The organism is Psychrobacter sp. UBA2769, assembly GCF_002352555.1.
Classification (GTDB): domain Bacteria; phylum Pseudomonadota; class Gammaproteobacteria; order Pseudomonadales; family Moraxellaceae; genus Psychrobacter; species Psychrobacter maritimus.
In genome coordinates this window covers 157168-171368 of record NZ_DEIR01000022.1, presented here as the reverse complement: position 1 = coordinate 171368, position 14201 = coordinate 157168, and the positions used below count along the sequence as shown (strand labels likewise).

The window sequence follows — 14201 nt, the reverse complement described above, 5'->3', positions numbered from 1 at the left end:
AGTGAAATAATGATAGTTATCAATAATGACAGTGACAGTGACAGTGACAGTGACAGTCAAGATATCGCTATCTACCATAATCTCATAAGCGCACGACTTTAAAACGATATCTGCCGAATTGGGTTGTATTCCAAGCGATTGATACCCATCTTTTAGATACCCTATATAACAACCCTTGTATAACAATACTCGCCATTAATAATAATTCTCTCATTACTATTGGATACCTTTATGACCTCTATTTCTGCAAATTTACGCCTTGTCGATTTTGACAATGTCGCACCAGACACCTTACAAAACCAAGTTATCAGTGCCATCGATACTGCCAATGCCTTTTTAGATAATATGAGCGCAACTACTGATGATATTACAGCTAAGCAAGCATTAGCCGATATCATGACCTTTGACCATATTAATCTTGCTTTAGATCGCAGTTGGGGGATTTTGTCGCACCTCAATAGCGTGATGAGTAATGATGAAATCCGTCATGTCCATCACGAGCTGCTACCTAAACTGTCCGCTTATGGCACACGGGTAGGACAGCATCAACCGTTATTTAGTCGTTATCAAACTATCGTTAATGATACAGCGTTTTTTGCTGACCTAGAGCCAGCGCGAGCGCGTGCTATCGAGCTTGCGCTACGTAGCTTTGAGCTATCAGGTGTCGCACTGCCAAAAGCTGAACAGGAAAAGTTTGCTGCTATCCAAAGTGAGCTGTCAACCTTATCGGCAACATTCTCAGACCATATATTGGACGCCACCCAAGCGTATGCTCTAGCGCTTAAACCAGAGCAATTAGCCGGTCTAACCGAAAGTGGACTGGCGCTCTTGGCTGATGCTGGCGAACAATATAAAGCTCGCGAGCTTGCCAGCGCTGCGCTCACCCAAGCAGAAATCGATGCTTTGCCGACGCCTTATTATGTTGCCAGCTTAAACATCCCTGTTTACCTTGCTGTCATGACCCATGCCGATGACCGCAATCTGCGTGAAACGCTTTACCGCGCTTATGTTACTCGCGCTTCTGAGTTTGATAAGCACAGCAACGCCAAAGGTGAGTCGCTTAATAATGCCGACATCATGAGTCAAATCCTACAATTACGGGTGCAAAAGGCCAAGCTATTAGGTTTTGTTAATTATGCAGAAGTTTCGCTATCGACCAAAATGGCAGATAGCGTAACGGAAGTTGAAACCTTTTTACGGGATTTGGCTGAGCAAGCGACTCCAGCGGCTAAGCAAGATTTAGCACAGCTGCAAAAGTATGCGCAGGATTATGGCATTACTGAGCTACAGCCGTGGGACAGCGCTTATGTCGCTGAAAAAGTAAAACAAAGCGAGTTCAGCTTATCGCAAGAAGAAATCCGCCCGTATTTCCCACTGCCAAAAGTGATTAGCGGATTATTTGCTATCGTTGAGCGTTTATACGGTATCAAGGTACAAGAGCACAGTGAATCTGTATCACGCTGGCACGATGATGTCCGTTTTTATCAGTTATTTGATGCTGATGACAACTTGCTTGGTGGTTTTTACTTTGACTTGTTTGCCCGTAGTGGCAAACGTGGCGGCGCGTGGATGAGTGGTTTTCAGTCGCGTTATACCTATGCTGAACAAAACCATGAGCAGCTGCCCGTATGCTTTATGGTCGGTAACTTCACCCCTGCCCTCGATGGCAAACCAAGCTTATTGACCCACGATGAAGTATTAACCTTGTTCCACGAGTTTGGTCATGGTCTACATCATTTATTAACCCAAGTAACCGTTAGTGATGTCGCTGGCGTTAATGGCGTTGAATGGGATGCAGTTGAGCTACCTAGTCAATTTATGGAAAACTGGGCATGGGATGCCGAAGGGATTGCGCTGATTAGTAGTCATGTCGAAACTGGCGAGCCATTACCAAAAGACAAACTTGCAGCCTTACTGGCGGTCAAAAACTTCCAAAGCGGCATGCAAACCTTACGTCAAATAGAATTTGCCCTCTTTGACTTATTGATTCATGCGCAGACGCCAGCGCTTGATTATGATGGTATCCTTGCGACGCTAAATACCGTGCGCGATGATATTGCTATCATGCAGACACCTGACTATAACCGCTTTGCTAATGGCTTTAGTCATATTTTTGCCGGTGGTTATGCGGCAGGTTATTACTCGTATAAATGGGCAGAGCTGTTATCAGCAGATGCCTTTAGTAAGTTTGAAGAAGACGGTATTTTTAACCCAATAACGGGTAAAGCTTTCCGTGAGACCATCTTATCAGTGGGTGGTAGTTTCCCTGCCAAGGCCAACTTTGAGAACTTCCGTGGTCGCAGCGCCAGCATTGATGCGTTATTACGTCATAGCGGTTTTGATAACGCTAAAAATGACGATGCTGCCAATACTGAAAGCAATGCCCAAACGACGCGCGAGGTTATCTAAATGCGCTATCAATCATCAACCCCAAAACGTCGGTTTTTAGCGGGCGTTCGTTGCCCTAAATGTCAGGCGATGGATGCGGTGGTGCAAGTCAATATCCTCGAGCCTGCGCCAGATGAGTATATCGAATGTACTAAGTGCGGACATACGGAGCATCGCCCCGACCCTGATGTAATCAGTGCCAAAAATCATGCAGAAGACCAAATCGCTCGTGATGCGATGGTGACCGGCACCAGCGGTACGGTCAAGTTCAAACCATAAGTAACAAAATCCGTATCGTCAAGCCTTAATAGCTACTAGCCTATCTAATGATATATATCCAGTTAGATAGGCTTTTTATTTTGAGTTTGTTATAGTATGCCTACTTATACTTTTAACATAAATCGACCCTTGTATGAATAAAAAACAAATACGTCCTTTACCCGTTAAGACACTAAAAAAACAACCTAATAAATCACGGCAAAAATGGTTGCCAATCATTATCTTGGCAGCACTATTAATTGGTTATTTGGTTTGGAAAAATAGTTCGCCTGACGCTAATACCTCACCTATCGAAAGCACGCCAACGCCTACCGAGCAAAATAGCGCTGCGCAATCAGATACTACGTCCTTAGATAATAATGCGTTAGATACGAGTGCGTCGATTTTAGATACCGATGCTGCTAGCACAGATAGTCAGACGCCTGATCCCGACGCTATCTTAAACGCGCCTTTACCAGAAACAGATAGCTTAGCGAAAGAAGAAATTGATCGCTTAGCGGACGAGCGTAAACGCTTAGCAGAACAAGAAAAACTAGCCAAAGAGCAAGTCATCATGTCAAAAGACTTAGTAGATCTAAACGATGAACGTATAAAGTTGCTTGAGCAACAAATCGCTCAGTTAGAAGCCGCTGAAGGGGCTAAAACCAGCGCGAAATAATATCACTTTTATAAAGGGGCAGATAAATGGCAAATCTACAACTCACCCATGCCCCTATTTTAAATAGCAGCGCCCAGTTGCTGATACTGCCTGTGAATAACGCCGGTATCCTTTTAGACCCTATCCTTACACGTAGCAAAAACCTATATCCAGACAACTACCAACGCTACTATCGTGCTTGCCGTGATGGTAGCCTAATGGTTGGTAGCTGCTTAGTGCATAAACGCTCACGCGAGCAAGCGGGACTTGGCGTCAGCAGTAATGGCAATCAGCCAAGTTATATCGCCAATCTTGTGATATCAGACCACCCCTATCATCCAACCAGAGCTCGTTGGCTGACCACAGCTTTAGTCGATTTACAACAGCAGCTGATACCTTTAATACGTTATCAAGGGATTCGTAGGGTTGCGCTATTAGCGCGTCCGCTTATTACTAGTCATGCGCAAAACGGTTCTGCTCAAAATAACACTATTAATAACGCCGAATTAGCAAAATCAATTGCTCTAGATTGGTCTAGCGATATCTTGCCACTTGTCATCAATCATCTGCAAGATTTGCCCAAGCTGCGTATTGATATTCACCTTCCTAAACACATCAACATATAAATTACTTTCTCATTGTCATTATTTTTTTGAGCGCATAAAAAAACCGCCTTGATTGCTAATTATCAGCAACCAAAGCGGTTTTTTAGGTTTTGACTATATTAAATTACGTCAAATATCGAGGATTAGCTTTGCTCGATACCTTTCATGGTCAGTTTGATACGACCACGGTTATCAACGTCTTGTACCAATACTTTAACGGTTTGACCTTCTTTTAGATAGTCAGATACGTTTTCTACGCGCTCGTCTGCGATTTGCGAGATATGCACGAGGCCGTCAGTGTTTGGCAGTACGTTAACGAATGCGCCGAAGTCGACGATACGAGCAACTGTACCTTCATAAGTTTTACCAACTTCAACTTCTGCGGTGATTGCTTCGATTTTACCGATAGCCGCTTTGGTTGCTGCTTTGTTTTCACCAAAGATACGAATCGTACCAGCGTCATCGATATCGATAACCGCGCCAGTTTCTTCGGTTAGCTGACGAATCGTTGCGCCGCCTTTACCGATGACATCACGGATTTTGTCTGGGTTGATTTCGATAACGGCATAGTTAGGTGCATGGGCGTTGATTTCAGTACGGCTTGCAGGCAATACTTTGTTCATCGCATCTAAGATATGGATACGGCCAGCATGGGCTTGCTTAAGCGCTTGCTCCATGATATCGGCGGTAATACCTTCGATTTTGATATCCATCTGTAGTGCTGTGATACCGTCTTTTGAACCCGCCACTTTAAAGTCCATATCGCCAAGATGATCTTCATCACCTAGGATGTCAGACAATACCGCAAAGCGCTCGCCTTCTTTAACCAGACCCATCGCGATACCAGCAACCGGTGCTTTTAATGGTACGCCAGCGTCCATCAATGCCAAGCTTGCGCCGCAAACCGAAGCCATTGAAGATGAACCGTTTGATTCAGTGATTTCTGATACCACACGAATCACATACGGGAAGCGTTCGCTATCTGGAAGCATCGCTTCAACACCGCGGCGCGCTAGGCGACCATGACCGATTTCACGACGTTTTGGAATGCCTTCACGACCGGTTTCACCGACTGAGAAATGTGGGAAGTTATAATGCAACATGAAATGGTCACGAATCGTACCAGCTAATGAATCAATCATGTTTACGTCGCGCGTGTTACCAAGCGTGGTGGTCACTAATGCTTGTGTTTCACCGCGGGTAAATAGCGCTGAACCATGGGTAAATGGCAATACGCCTACTTGTACATCAAGGGCACGAACGGTTTCAAGATCACGACCATCAATACGTGGCTTACCTGACAAGATATTATCACGAACAGTGCGGTATTTTAGGTCATTGTAAATCTCTTTTAGCTCAGAAACAGTATCATTATAAGTTTCTGCTTCCGTATCGCCCGCCAATGCATCGATAATGGCTTGTTTGATTTCATCAAGCTTGGTGTAGCGTTCCTGCTTATCGGTGATGGTATAAGCGTCAGCCACTTGCTCACCAAACTGCGCTTTCATGCTGGTCTCTAACGCTTGGTCGCGAACAGGTACAGTATACTCTTGCTTAGCAGTACCAATTTCTGCGGCCATTGACGCAATGTTATCGATAACAATTTGTTGTTGCTGATGACCGTATAAAACCGCGCCTAGCATTTGGTCTTCAGACAACTCTTTCGCTTCTGACTCAACCATCAAAACGGCAGATTTAGTACCAGCTACCACTAAATCAAGGTCGCTCTCTTTAAGCTGCTCAAGCGTTGGGTTAAGAACGTATTCGCCATTGATAAAGCCAACACGGGCAGCAGCCACAGGGCCATTAAAGGGCGCATCAGAGATAGCGAGTGCTGCTGAAGCACCGATTAGTGCAGCAATATCTGCAGACTGGCTCTTGTCTGATGAAACAACCGTTGCCGTGATTTGAATCTCGTTCACATAGCCTTCAGGGAACAATGGACGAATCGGACGGTCAATCAGGCGCGAGGTTAGCGTTTCAGCTTCGCTGGCACGGCCTTCACGTTTGCCATAAGCACCAGGGATTTTACCGGCTGCATACATTTTTTCTTGATAGTTGACGGTCAATGGAAAGAAGTTTTGACCTTCTTTAGCATCAGACTTTACCACGGCTGCTACTAGTACAGATACGCCGCCCATGTGGACTAAAATAGAGTTTGCTTGACGAGCGATACGGCCCGTTTCGATAACGACCTGCTGGTCGCCGTATTGGAATTCACGCTTAATGGTATTAAACATTGTCATATAATTTTCCTAATATTGACTGACGAAAGTGATATCAGCGCTATAACAAGCTGATATCTGTCATTTAAAATTCTTTGGATGTAGCCGCTAATTTAGCTACTAACTGGCAGTGATTCAGTTAAAAACTGCGTCAATTAGCGCGGGTTTCATCATCTATATATCTGCTGCATCTGCAATTTATTTAAAATAGAGCACGTACTTCTGATATGTTGCTTGTTTACATTCGGTCTTGTGCCAATCTGGTCTTGTTTAATTCTGGTTTTTTATACTTACAATTAAAGGGGTTACCAAATCAAAATACCTTAGCATCCGATACGGCACTGTTTGCTGCCTATCTTTAGTAAAATACTTACAGTGTCTTCCATGCCGTCTAAACAGTCATCAGCTAATGGTAAGTTATACAAATATTTGCGCGCGCCAGTATGTCTCTAAAATGCACAAGGCATTATTTTACAGTGATTTATAACCATTGACCAATGAAATACAAAACCGTCTGTTTACTCATAATGAGCACTCAATAGCTGCTCATAAATCATTTTTACGCTGTAATCATCGTATGGCATACGCTTTTAGTATTTAAGCCCAGCGCGCAAGCCAATGCACCATCCTAATAAGCATAAAAAAACGGCGTGAAACTATTCCACACCGTCTTTAGAAAAAATCTATTTTATCGAGTTCAACAAGCAAGTTCCAAATGGTTTGGCAAAAAATCTAAAATCCTGCCACATTCTGGCATATTCTATATTAGCGACCACTCGTACTATTGTCGCCAAATTAACGACGTAGACCTAATTGGCTAATAAGGGTGGTATAGCGACCAAGATCTTTACCTTTTAGGTAGTCAAGTAGTTTACGACGCGTGTTAACCATACGGATAAGACCGCGACGGCTATGATGGTCAGCTTTGTGTGCTTTAAAATGGTTTTGTAAATCATTAATACGCGCACTTAACAAAGCTACTTGAACTTCTGGTGAGCCTGTGTCGTTTTCGCCACGTTGGTACTGAGCAATGATTTGTTCGCGATCGGTATTAGTTAGCATAAATCTCTCCGGCAATGCTATAAGCGCCAAGATGTACTTAACATTTAAGCATCAAGGTGCAATAGAATAATAAATAAAATAGTTTGACCGTCATTCAGGACAACCCTGCATTACTAGAGTTGACCTAGTGTACGACAAACTTATCAATGATAACGTTTATTTAAATACGGCTTAAAATAAGATAAAACATCCGTTAACTTAGAATTGCGTCCAAGCAAAGATAAGCTCTATCTAAAACGATATTTAAATATGACAGCGATTATAACAAAAAACTGCTGAACTAGCAGCAGTTTTTTATAGGAGATTTACAGTTTAACTTTTAAAGATGCAGAGGCTAGCAGTGATAGCTATGAACTTATAATAGCTTACTTTTTAACGTCATCTTGCGTGGCAGTACCACCAAGGGCATCGTCATCAAGCGGCGCTGTCGTTGCTTCTGCTAGGCTATCAGGACTAGTACTCTCACTAGGATTGATATCTTCCGCCTGCTCTTTAATTTTCCGCTCTTGTGCATCTAAATGTTTTTCTGAATCAGTCATAGTAACTCCTAATTATAATTATTCTTGGGGCTGTCCTAGATAACTAGTTCAGTTCCTTTTTAACCCATTGTTTTAGCTGACGTAATTGACGTTTCGGATCACTGTAGTTAAAACGCCACTCACATTCCTTTAAAAACAGATGGAAATGCTCTTTTGGGATGCCATTATATTTACGCATATGACGCTTTGCTTGACTCCAAAAGTTCTCTATTCCGTTAATATGATTACTGTCTTGTACAAACTCTTTTGAATGGTTAATGCGGTAATGGGTAAACTCACTGACATCAAGTGCGTTGTAACTTCTAAAGGAGTCTGTGTAAACGATACTATCAGGCTTTACTTTCTCTCTTATAATAGGGATTAAGGTATCAGCTCTGGCATTAGGGATGATACAAGCATAGACGCTACCATTGCGCTTAAGCAGTCCAAAAACAGGAACTTTGTTACCAGCACCGCGACCACGTTTGCCTTTGCGTCTGCCGCCAAAGTAGCTCTCATCAACTTCTATTTCGCCTTCTAGAAGGCCTGGCTCCTGACTATTTTCATAAATCAATAGTCTTAGCCTGTGAAAGTAATAGCTGGCTGTTGTTTTATTAACACCCACTAAGCTTGCTGCTGTTCTTGCGGTAGAACCGGCAACAAATAGTTCGATAAGCTTAGTTTGTTTGTACCAACTTAATCTACTCTTTCTCATATGACTATCCTAGATTATTTTACTTATCTAGGACAGCCCCTTATTCTTTGTATTTACTAAGCATTTACGGTTATTAATATTTACGGTTACTAATATAGCTACTAAAGTAATAGCCCTTTGCTAACGCTAAAGCATTAGCAAATTAACTATTTTTCTTCTTTAGCATCTTTTAAATTATCGGCAATACGCTCGGCAGCGGCTTCTGAATCTTCGGTATGATTATCTTCAGTTTGACCTTTTAATGCCGCTTTTGCTGATTCAGAACGTTGTTGCTCAAATTTGGTATCGTTTGGGTTAGAGTTTGACATAATAGCTTCCTTTTTATGATTGTCATTGATGATAGAAATTAATTTATATTTATATTTGCAGCATTTACTGTGACGCAATGACTTGCTACTTCACTGACTGCTAGCTGCTAAATCTCGTGACTAAGACAATGCCTTATCAATAGCGGCAACGAAGTCTGTGATATCGTCTGGATTACGTGAAGTAATCAGATTACCGTCTACTTGCACGCTTTTATCTACGAAAGTTGCGCCAGCGTTTTCTAAATCTAGCTGTAATGTCTGATAGGCGGTCAGCGTTTTACCTTTAGCTATGCCAGTATTAATCAGCGCCCAAGGTGCATGACAGATTACCGCTAAGGGCTTACCAGCCTCGTTGATGGCATTGATAATAGTATGTGCTTGTTTATTGCCGCGTATAGTATCGGCATTGACCGTCCCACCTGGCAGCACTAACGCATCATAATCAGCAACTTCGGCGTCTTTAGCAAATATATCAGCGCTAAAGGTAGCGCCTTTATTAACATCCTGCTGCATCGCTTGGACTTGTTTATCTTTATTGGTAGTAATTAAAAGGGTTTTATAGCCTTTTTCTTTTAGCTGGTTATTTACCTCTTCGTATTCTGCTTGTTCGAAGTTATTGTGTAATAAAAAGGCAATGGTTTTCATAATAATCCTTATACTTTAATTCGTTAATTTTATAAATGGATTTTTATTGTTATCTTTAATTTAAAATCTAAAATTTATATTAGTTAATGTCTTTTTATTTTTATAGAGACAGCTTTTTATAATTATATTTCAATAAATAATGATTTTAATTATTATAAGAATCCTATTATTTTTATATCCTTGTCGTGCTTTCCTTAGCTGACTTAACTAAGGTACAAAAAAAGCAGGTTTCACTATAGGTGAAACCTGCAATTAAATGTGACGATATGTGATTAGTGTAAACTCTTAGTAAGCTTTACCTAGTTTCAGTTAAGCTGCTTTGAAAAGCTACATCATAACTGAATCAGCTTTTTAGGTTGTAGTCGACCGTTTAAACTTACCGCGCCTAGGCCAATAAACTGCCCTTGCTCATTTACTAGACGGATATCTACCGGTATTTCATAAGGCAACAAAGCCTCACTATCACCTTGACTATCACCACCTTGACGATCATCACCTTTAACATCATCGCCATTTTGTTGAGCAACGCTATTCTCATCATGGCTATGCTGTTGCTCGACGGTAGCTGAAATATAGTTTCGTAAATCGTCGGTTAGCTGCTCGATAACATTTAGGCGCTGACCCATTTGTACACGGGCGCACTGTTCAGCGGTCAATGCAAGCTCAGCCTCAAGATTGATGCAGGCATCTACGGGCAATAAATGCGCCTGACGTCCATCCAAAGCCAACGATTCTAAATCCGCCAAAGCAATCGCCGCGTCAATATGAAAGTCGCCGACTTGGACACGTCGTAGAGCGGTTAGATGTCCTAAGGTGCCTAGCACTTTAGCAATATCTTCTGCTAATACGCGTACGTATGTACCCTTAGAACAAGTCACCGTTAACTGGAGTTGCTTAGCGTCTATCTCTGTTAAGTCGATTGCTTTAATGACAATATCTCGTGACGGGCGATCAATCTCAATACCCGCGCGCGCGTACTCATATAGCTTTTTGCCATCTTTTTTTAACGCCGAATACATCGGTGGAATCTGCTGCTGAGCACCCAAAAACTGCTGCGCAACCTCTTCTAACCTCGCTGCATCAAATGATGGAATGACTTCTTGAGCGACAACCTGCCCATCGGCATCACCCGTATCTGTCTGGCTACCCAATAGAATGGTTGCTTGATAAGATTTATCGGCATCAAGTTGGTAGTGACTAAACTTAGTGGCTTCACCTAGGCAAATAGGTAATAAACCGGTTGCCATCGGATCAAGCGTCCCCGTATGACCGGCTTTTTTACTGTCATGATTGGGCGACTTAAACAGGTACTTTACCTTTGACACCACTTGCTGTGAGGTCATACCTTGAGGTTTATCCACTAAAATCACGCCATTGACTTTTATCTTATCAGGCATCTTATTGGTCTTGGTAGCAGCTATCGACATAATGGCTCTTACTCTTGTATTTCTTGCTCATCAGATTCATTTTGCTCAGTTTTAATGACGGCTTTACTAATCAAATCCATCATATAGTTACCACGAGCAGTGACTTCATCATAATGAAAACGTAGGCGCGGCGTGGTGCGAGTTTTTAGACTGTGGCTGAGCTCAGTACGCAAAAAGCCAGCAGCTTTGTTAAGGACTTTAATACTGTCTTCATGGTTAGATTTAGTCATGGCATCGTTGAGCTCAGGCTCCATGATGGTGACATAAATATCAGCGTAGCCCAAGTCTGGGCTGACTTTAACACTAGAGATAGTGACAAAACCCGTCAAACGCGGGTCATTGACGGCATCACGGATAAGGACAGCAAGTTCACGCTGAATCTGATCTGCTAAGCGTTGTAAACGTTGGTTCATGTTATTACCCTGTTGGTCATACGACTTATTTTTATTGATTAAAATACGATTTTTGATTAAAAACTATCGTTCAAAAACACAGGTCTTTATGGCTAATAAACTTTTATAAAAAGACGCAGTTTTTGATAAAAAAGGCCTAGCAGGGTGTACCTGTTAGGCCTAAGTACAGCTGAATAGTAACAAGCTATCCAATTGACTCTATTATTTAAATCATAGAACAATTGGATAACTTTATTATCATGCAACCAATTTAGATTGTACGTTCGAACTCTTGGATTTCAAAGACTTCGATTTTATCGCCAGCTTCGACGTCATAACCACGAACGGCCAGACCACATTCCATACCGGTACGTACTTCATTGACGTCTTCTTTATAGCGACGTAATGATTGCAATTGACCAGTAAAGATAACTTGGTCATCACGCAATACACGGATAGGTTTGTTGCGATAAATAGTACCTTCAACCACCATACAACCAGCAGCTGCACCAAATTTACTAGAGCGGAACACTTCACGAACGTCTGCAACACCCAGGATTTTCTCACGATGTTCAGGTGCAAGCATACCGCTCATCGCTGCTTTAACATCATCAATCAAGCCATAGATAACACTATAATAGCGGATATCCATTTTAGCAGCGTCAGCTTTACGGCGTGCGGTTGCATCTGCACGGACGTTGAAACCTAACAATACCGCTTCACTAGATTCTGCTAATGTCACATCAGACTCAGAGATTGGACCAACCCCTGAGCTAATAACTCGGACTTTAACTTCATCAGTTGATAGCTCATTTAATGCAGCAAGTAACGCTTCAAGCGAACCACGAACATCAGTTTTTAGTACGATATTCAAGAATGACACATCGCCTTGTTCCATCTGATCGAACATGCTCTCTAGACGCATGGCGTTCTGACGCTCAAGCTGACGTTCACGCTCACGATTGGTTCTAAAGTCAGCCACTTCACGGGCTTTTTTCTCGTCAGTTAAGACTAAGAATTCGCTACCAGCGGCTGGCGTTTCAGGCAATCCTAATATTTCTACTGGAATAGAAGGACCTGCTGATTGAATACGCTTGCCATGTTCATCGGTCATCGCACGAACTTTACCGTAATGCTCGCCTGCTAATACTAAGTCGCCTTGTTTCAAGGTACCTTTTTTGACAAGGACACTAACAACTGGACCGCGACCTTTTTCAAGTCTTGACTCAATAACCACACCTTGAGCTGCCCCATCTAATGGCGCTTCTAGCTCCATCAGTTCAGCTTGCAGGCTAATAAGCTCTAATAGCTCATCAATACCATCGCCTGTTTTGGCTGAGATACGAGCCATTGGAGTATCGCCGCCCCACTCTTCTGAAACCACTTCTTTAGCAGTCAATTCATTAAGGACGCGATCAGGATCGGCACTTGGCTTATCCATCTTGTTGATAGCAACAATGATAGGTGTACCAGCAGCGCGCGCATGATCAATCGCTTCTTCCGTTTGTGGCATCATGCCATCATCAGCAGCGACCACAACTACAACGATATCCGTCGCTTGGGCACCGCGTGAACGCATGGCACTAAAGGCTGCGTGACCCGGGGTATCAAGGAAGGTAATAACACCGCGACCAGTTTTCACATGATAAGCACCGATATGCTGGGTAATACCACCGGCTTCGCCAGTTGCAACCTTAGTTTCACGGATTTTATCTAATAGTGAAGTTTTACCATGGTCAACGTGACCCATAATAGTAACAACTGGTGGACGCGTTTGCACGTTACTGCTGCGCTCATCAACCGCATCTTGTAGATCGTCTTCAACTTTCGTATCACTAACCGGTACTGGGTTGTGACCCATTTCTTCAACGATCAGACTGGCTGTCGCTTGATCAATGGTATCTTCTTCGCGAGCAATTTCACCCATTTTCATGAGTAATTTGGTCACTTCGCGAGCTTTAACCGCCATACGCTGCGCCAAATCAGAAACAGTAATGTGTTCACTGATTTCGACATCATAAATGATTTTATCGAGTGGCTTTTCAAACTTATGCTGTGAGGCTTGCGTTGAACGTAAACCGTTTTTGCGGTTTTTAATTTCACGCTCGTCTTGATTTTTACGACGACCACGACCACGAGCACTAGTGCTACTAGTACCGCGTTTGATTTCACGACGTTCTTTTTCAAATGACTCTTCTAAAGCGTCACCGACCAAACCTTCAGCTAATGGCTCATCTTTACGAACTTCAGTAGCAGGCTGATCGGTATATTTACCAGCCATTTTGCGCATTTGCTCAAGCGTACGCTTTTGCGCTTCTTCGGCTTGCGCGCGGCGTGTTTCGGTTTCGATTTCACGTAGACGTGCTTCTTCTTTCTCACGCGCTTCGCGAGCTTTACGCTCAACAGCCGTTTCGACTTTTGGTTTCGTCGCTGCAACTTTTTTCTTCGGTTGGTCTTTTGGCTTAACTTCTACCGCCGTTTTACCACCTTTTTTCACAACCACTGAGGTTGAGATATCGTCATTCTTATCGTCTGACTTTTTGCTAGAGCCCAAGCTTGCACGCATCGCTGCTAAGGTCGCTGCTTGACGTTCTTCAGCTTTTTTCTTAGTAGCCGCACGTTCTTCAGCGTCTTTAGTAGCACGCTCTTGTGCCTCAATCATTGCTTGCTCGCGAGCAGCCAACTCTTCAGCCATTTTTTCTGGGTCAGGTTTTTCGAATACTTTCTTTTTACGCACTTCCACATTGACGCTCTTAGATTTACCTGAAGAGCCAGTCACGCGCGCGGTGCTAGTCGTTTTAGATTTAAGACTAATACGACGCTTCTCTTGCTGACCATGACTTTGCTTTAAATACGTCACCAACTTCTCTTGCTCAAGCTCGGTGACTAGGTCACCCTCTGCGCGAGCAGGCAGTCCAGCGTCTACCAGTTGCTGTTGTACAGCACTTGCGGTTTTGCCTACCATATCTGCCAGTTCTTTGACGGTCTTATCTGCCATTT

13 protein-coding genes are annotated in these 14201 nt (G+C 42.9%); 4 read left to right on the top strand and 9 right to left on the bottom strand.

Annotated elements, in window-relative coordinates; translation table 11 throughout:
- Window positions 1–231: 231 nt before the first annotated feature.
- From B3Q63_RS11315 to B3Q63_RS11300, 4 genes are all read left to right on the top strand, one after another.
- Window positions 232–2409: a M3 family metallopeptidase gene (locus tag B3Q63_RS11315; RefSeq protein WP_296176762.1), complete on the top strand. Its 2178-nt coding sequence runs from the start codon at window positions 232–234 to the stop codon at window positions 2407–2409.
- Window positions 2410–2667, top strand: a complete 258-nt coding sequence (locus tag B3Q63_RS11310; protein WP_296176760.1) for a YheV family putative metal-binding protein — start codon at window positions 2410–2412, stop codon at window positions 2665–2667. It abuts the gene before it with no gap.
- A 133-nt stretch (window positions 2668–2800) separates the two neighbouring features.
- The gene (locus B3Q63_RS11305) at window positions 2801–3325 is read left to right on the top strand and encodes a hypothetical protein (RefSeq protein WP_296176757.1); all 525 of its coding nucleotides are present in this window, start codon (window positions 2801–2803) and stop codon (window positions 3323–3325) included.
- 26 nt (window positions 3326–3351) lie between these two features.
- The gene (locus B3Q63_RS11300; RefSeq protein ID WP_296176754.1) at window positions 3352–3930 is read left to right on the top strand and encodes a hypothetical protein; all 579 of its coding nucleotides are present in this window, start codon (window positions 3352–3354) and stop codon (window positions 3928–3930) included.
- Window positions 3931–4052: 122 nt separating this feature from the next.
- Here B3Q63_RS11300 and pnp read toward each other — a convergent pair whose 3' ends face one another.
- The 9 genes from pnp to infB form a co-directional block, all read right to left on the bottom strand.
- Window positions 4053–6155, bottom strand: a complete 2103-nt coding sequence (gene pnp / locus B3Q63_RS11295) for a polyribonucleotide nucleotidyltransferase (RefSeq protein ID WP_296176751.1) — start codon at window positions 6153–6155, stop codon at window positions 4053–4055.
- Window positions 6156–6929: 774 nt separating this feature from the next.
- Complete coding sequence (gene rpsO, locus B3Q63_RS11290) at window positions 6930–7196, bottom strand: 30S ribosomal protein S15 (protein WP_045443035.1); 267 nt, start codon at window positions 7194–7196, stop codon at window positions 6930–6932.
- Window positions 7197–7561: 365 nt separating this feature from the next.
- Window positions 7562–7735, bottom strand: a complete 174-nt coding sequence (locus B3Q63_RS11285; protein ID WP_296176749.1) for a hypothetical protein — start codon at window positions 7733–7735, stop codon at window positions 7562–7564.
- A 43-nt stretch (window positions 7736–7778) separates the two neighbouring features.
- Complete coding sequence (locus tag B3Q63_RS11280) at window positions 7779–8429, bottom strand: IS1595 family transposase (RefSeq protein WP_068325289.1); 651 nt, start codon at window positions 8427–8429, stop codon at window positions 7779–7781.
- A 146-nt stretch (window positions 8430–8575) separates the two neighbouring features.
- A complete protein-coding gene (locus B3Q63_RS11275) occupies window positions 8576–8737 on the bottom strand; it encodes a hypothetical protein (protein ID WP_201564294.1) in 162 nt (53 codons plus the stop codon).
- 120 nt (window positions 8738–8857) lie between these two features.
- Complete coding sequence (locus tag B3Q63_RS11270) at window positions 8858–9382, bottom strand: type 1 glutamine amidotransferase domain-containing protein (protein WP_296176744.1); 525 nt, start codon at window positions 9380–9382, stop codon at window positions 8858–8860.
- A gap of 332 nt (window positions 9383–9714) precedes the next feature.
- Window positions 9715–10809 (bottom strand): tRNA pseudouridine(55) synthase TruB, encoded by a 1095-nt coding sequence (gene truB / locus B3Q63_RS11265; RefSeq protein WP_296176742.1) that lies wholly within the window; start codon window positions 10807–10809, stop codon window positions 9715–9717.
- 8 nt (window positions 10810–10817) lie between these two features.
- Window positions 10818–11222: a ribosome-binding factor A gene (locus B3Q63_RS11260; protein ID WP_201564288.1), complete on the bottom strand. Its 405-nt coding sequence runs from the start codon at window positions 11220–11222 to the stop codon at window positions 10818–10820.
- Between the two features lie 250 nt (window positions 11223–11472).
- The gene (gene infB, locus B3Q63_RS11255; protein ID WP_201564286.1) at window positions 11473–14199 is read right to left on the bottom strand and encodes a translation initiation factor IF-2; all 2727 of its coding nucleotides are present in this window, start codon (window positions 14197–14199) and stop codon (window positions 11473–11475) included.
- Window positions 14200–14201 lie beyond the last annotated feature (2 nt).

What these genes read in the sequence shown, in the direction of transcription:
- B3Q63_RS11275 (WP_201564294.1), bottom strand. Translation starts at nt 8,737, where the DNA reads ATGTCAAACTCTAACCCAAACGATACCAAATTTGAGCAACAACGTTCT.
- pnp (WP_296176751.1), bottom strand. Translation starts at nt 6,155, where the DNA reads ATGACAATGTTTAATACCATTAAGCGTGAATTCCAATACGGCGACCAG.
- B3Q63_RS11300 (WP_296176754.1), top strand. Translation starts at nt 3,352, where the DNA reads ATGGCAAATCTACAACTCACCCATGCCCCTATTTTAAATAGCAGCGCC.
- B3Q63_RS11315 (WP_296176762.1), top strand. Translation starts at nt 232, where the DNA reads ATGACCTCTATTTCTGCAAATTTACGCCTTGTCGATTTTGACAATGTC.
- infB (WP_201564286.1), bottom strand. Translation starts at nt 14,199, where the DNA reads ATGGCAGATAAGACCGTCAAAGAACTGGCAGATATGGTAGGCAAAACC.
- B3Q63_RS11285 (WP_296176749.1), bottom strand. Translation starts at nt 7,735, where the DNA reads ATGACTGATTCAGAAAAACATTTAGATGCACAAGAGCGGAAAATTAAA.
- B3Q63_RS11305 (WP_296176757.1), top strand. Translation starts at nt 2,801, where the DNA reads ATGAATAAAAAACAAATACGTCCTTTACCCGTTAAGACACTAAAAAAA.
- B3Q63_RS11310 (WP_296176760.1), top strand. Translation starts at nt 2,410, where the DNA reads ATGCGCTATCAATCATCAACCCCAAAACGTCGGTTTTTAGCGGGCGTT.
- B3Q63_RS11260 (WP_201564288.1), bottom strand. Translation starts at nt 11,222, where the DNA reads ATGAACCAACGTTTACAACGCTTAGCAGATCAGATTCAGCGTGAACTT.
- B3Q63_RS11270 (WP_296176744.1), bottom strand. Translation starts at nt 9,382, where the DNA reads ATGAAAACCATTGCCTTTTTATTACACAATAACTTCGAACAAGCAGAA.
- rpsO (WP_045443035.1), bottom strand. Translation starts at nt 7,196, where the DNA reads ATGCTAACTAATACCGATCGCGAACAAATCATTGCTCAGTACCAACGT.
- truB (WP_296176742.1), bottom strand. Translation starts at nt 10,809, where the DNA reads ATGTCGATAGCTGCTACCAAGACCAATAAGATGCCTGATAAGATAAAA.
- B3Q63_RS11280 (WP_068325289.1), bottom strand. Translation starts at nt 8,429, where the DNA reads ATGAGAAAGAGTAGATTAAGTTGGTACAAACAAACTAAGCTTATCGAA.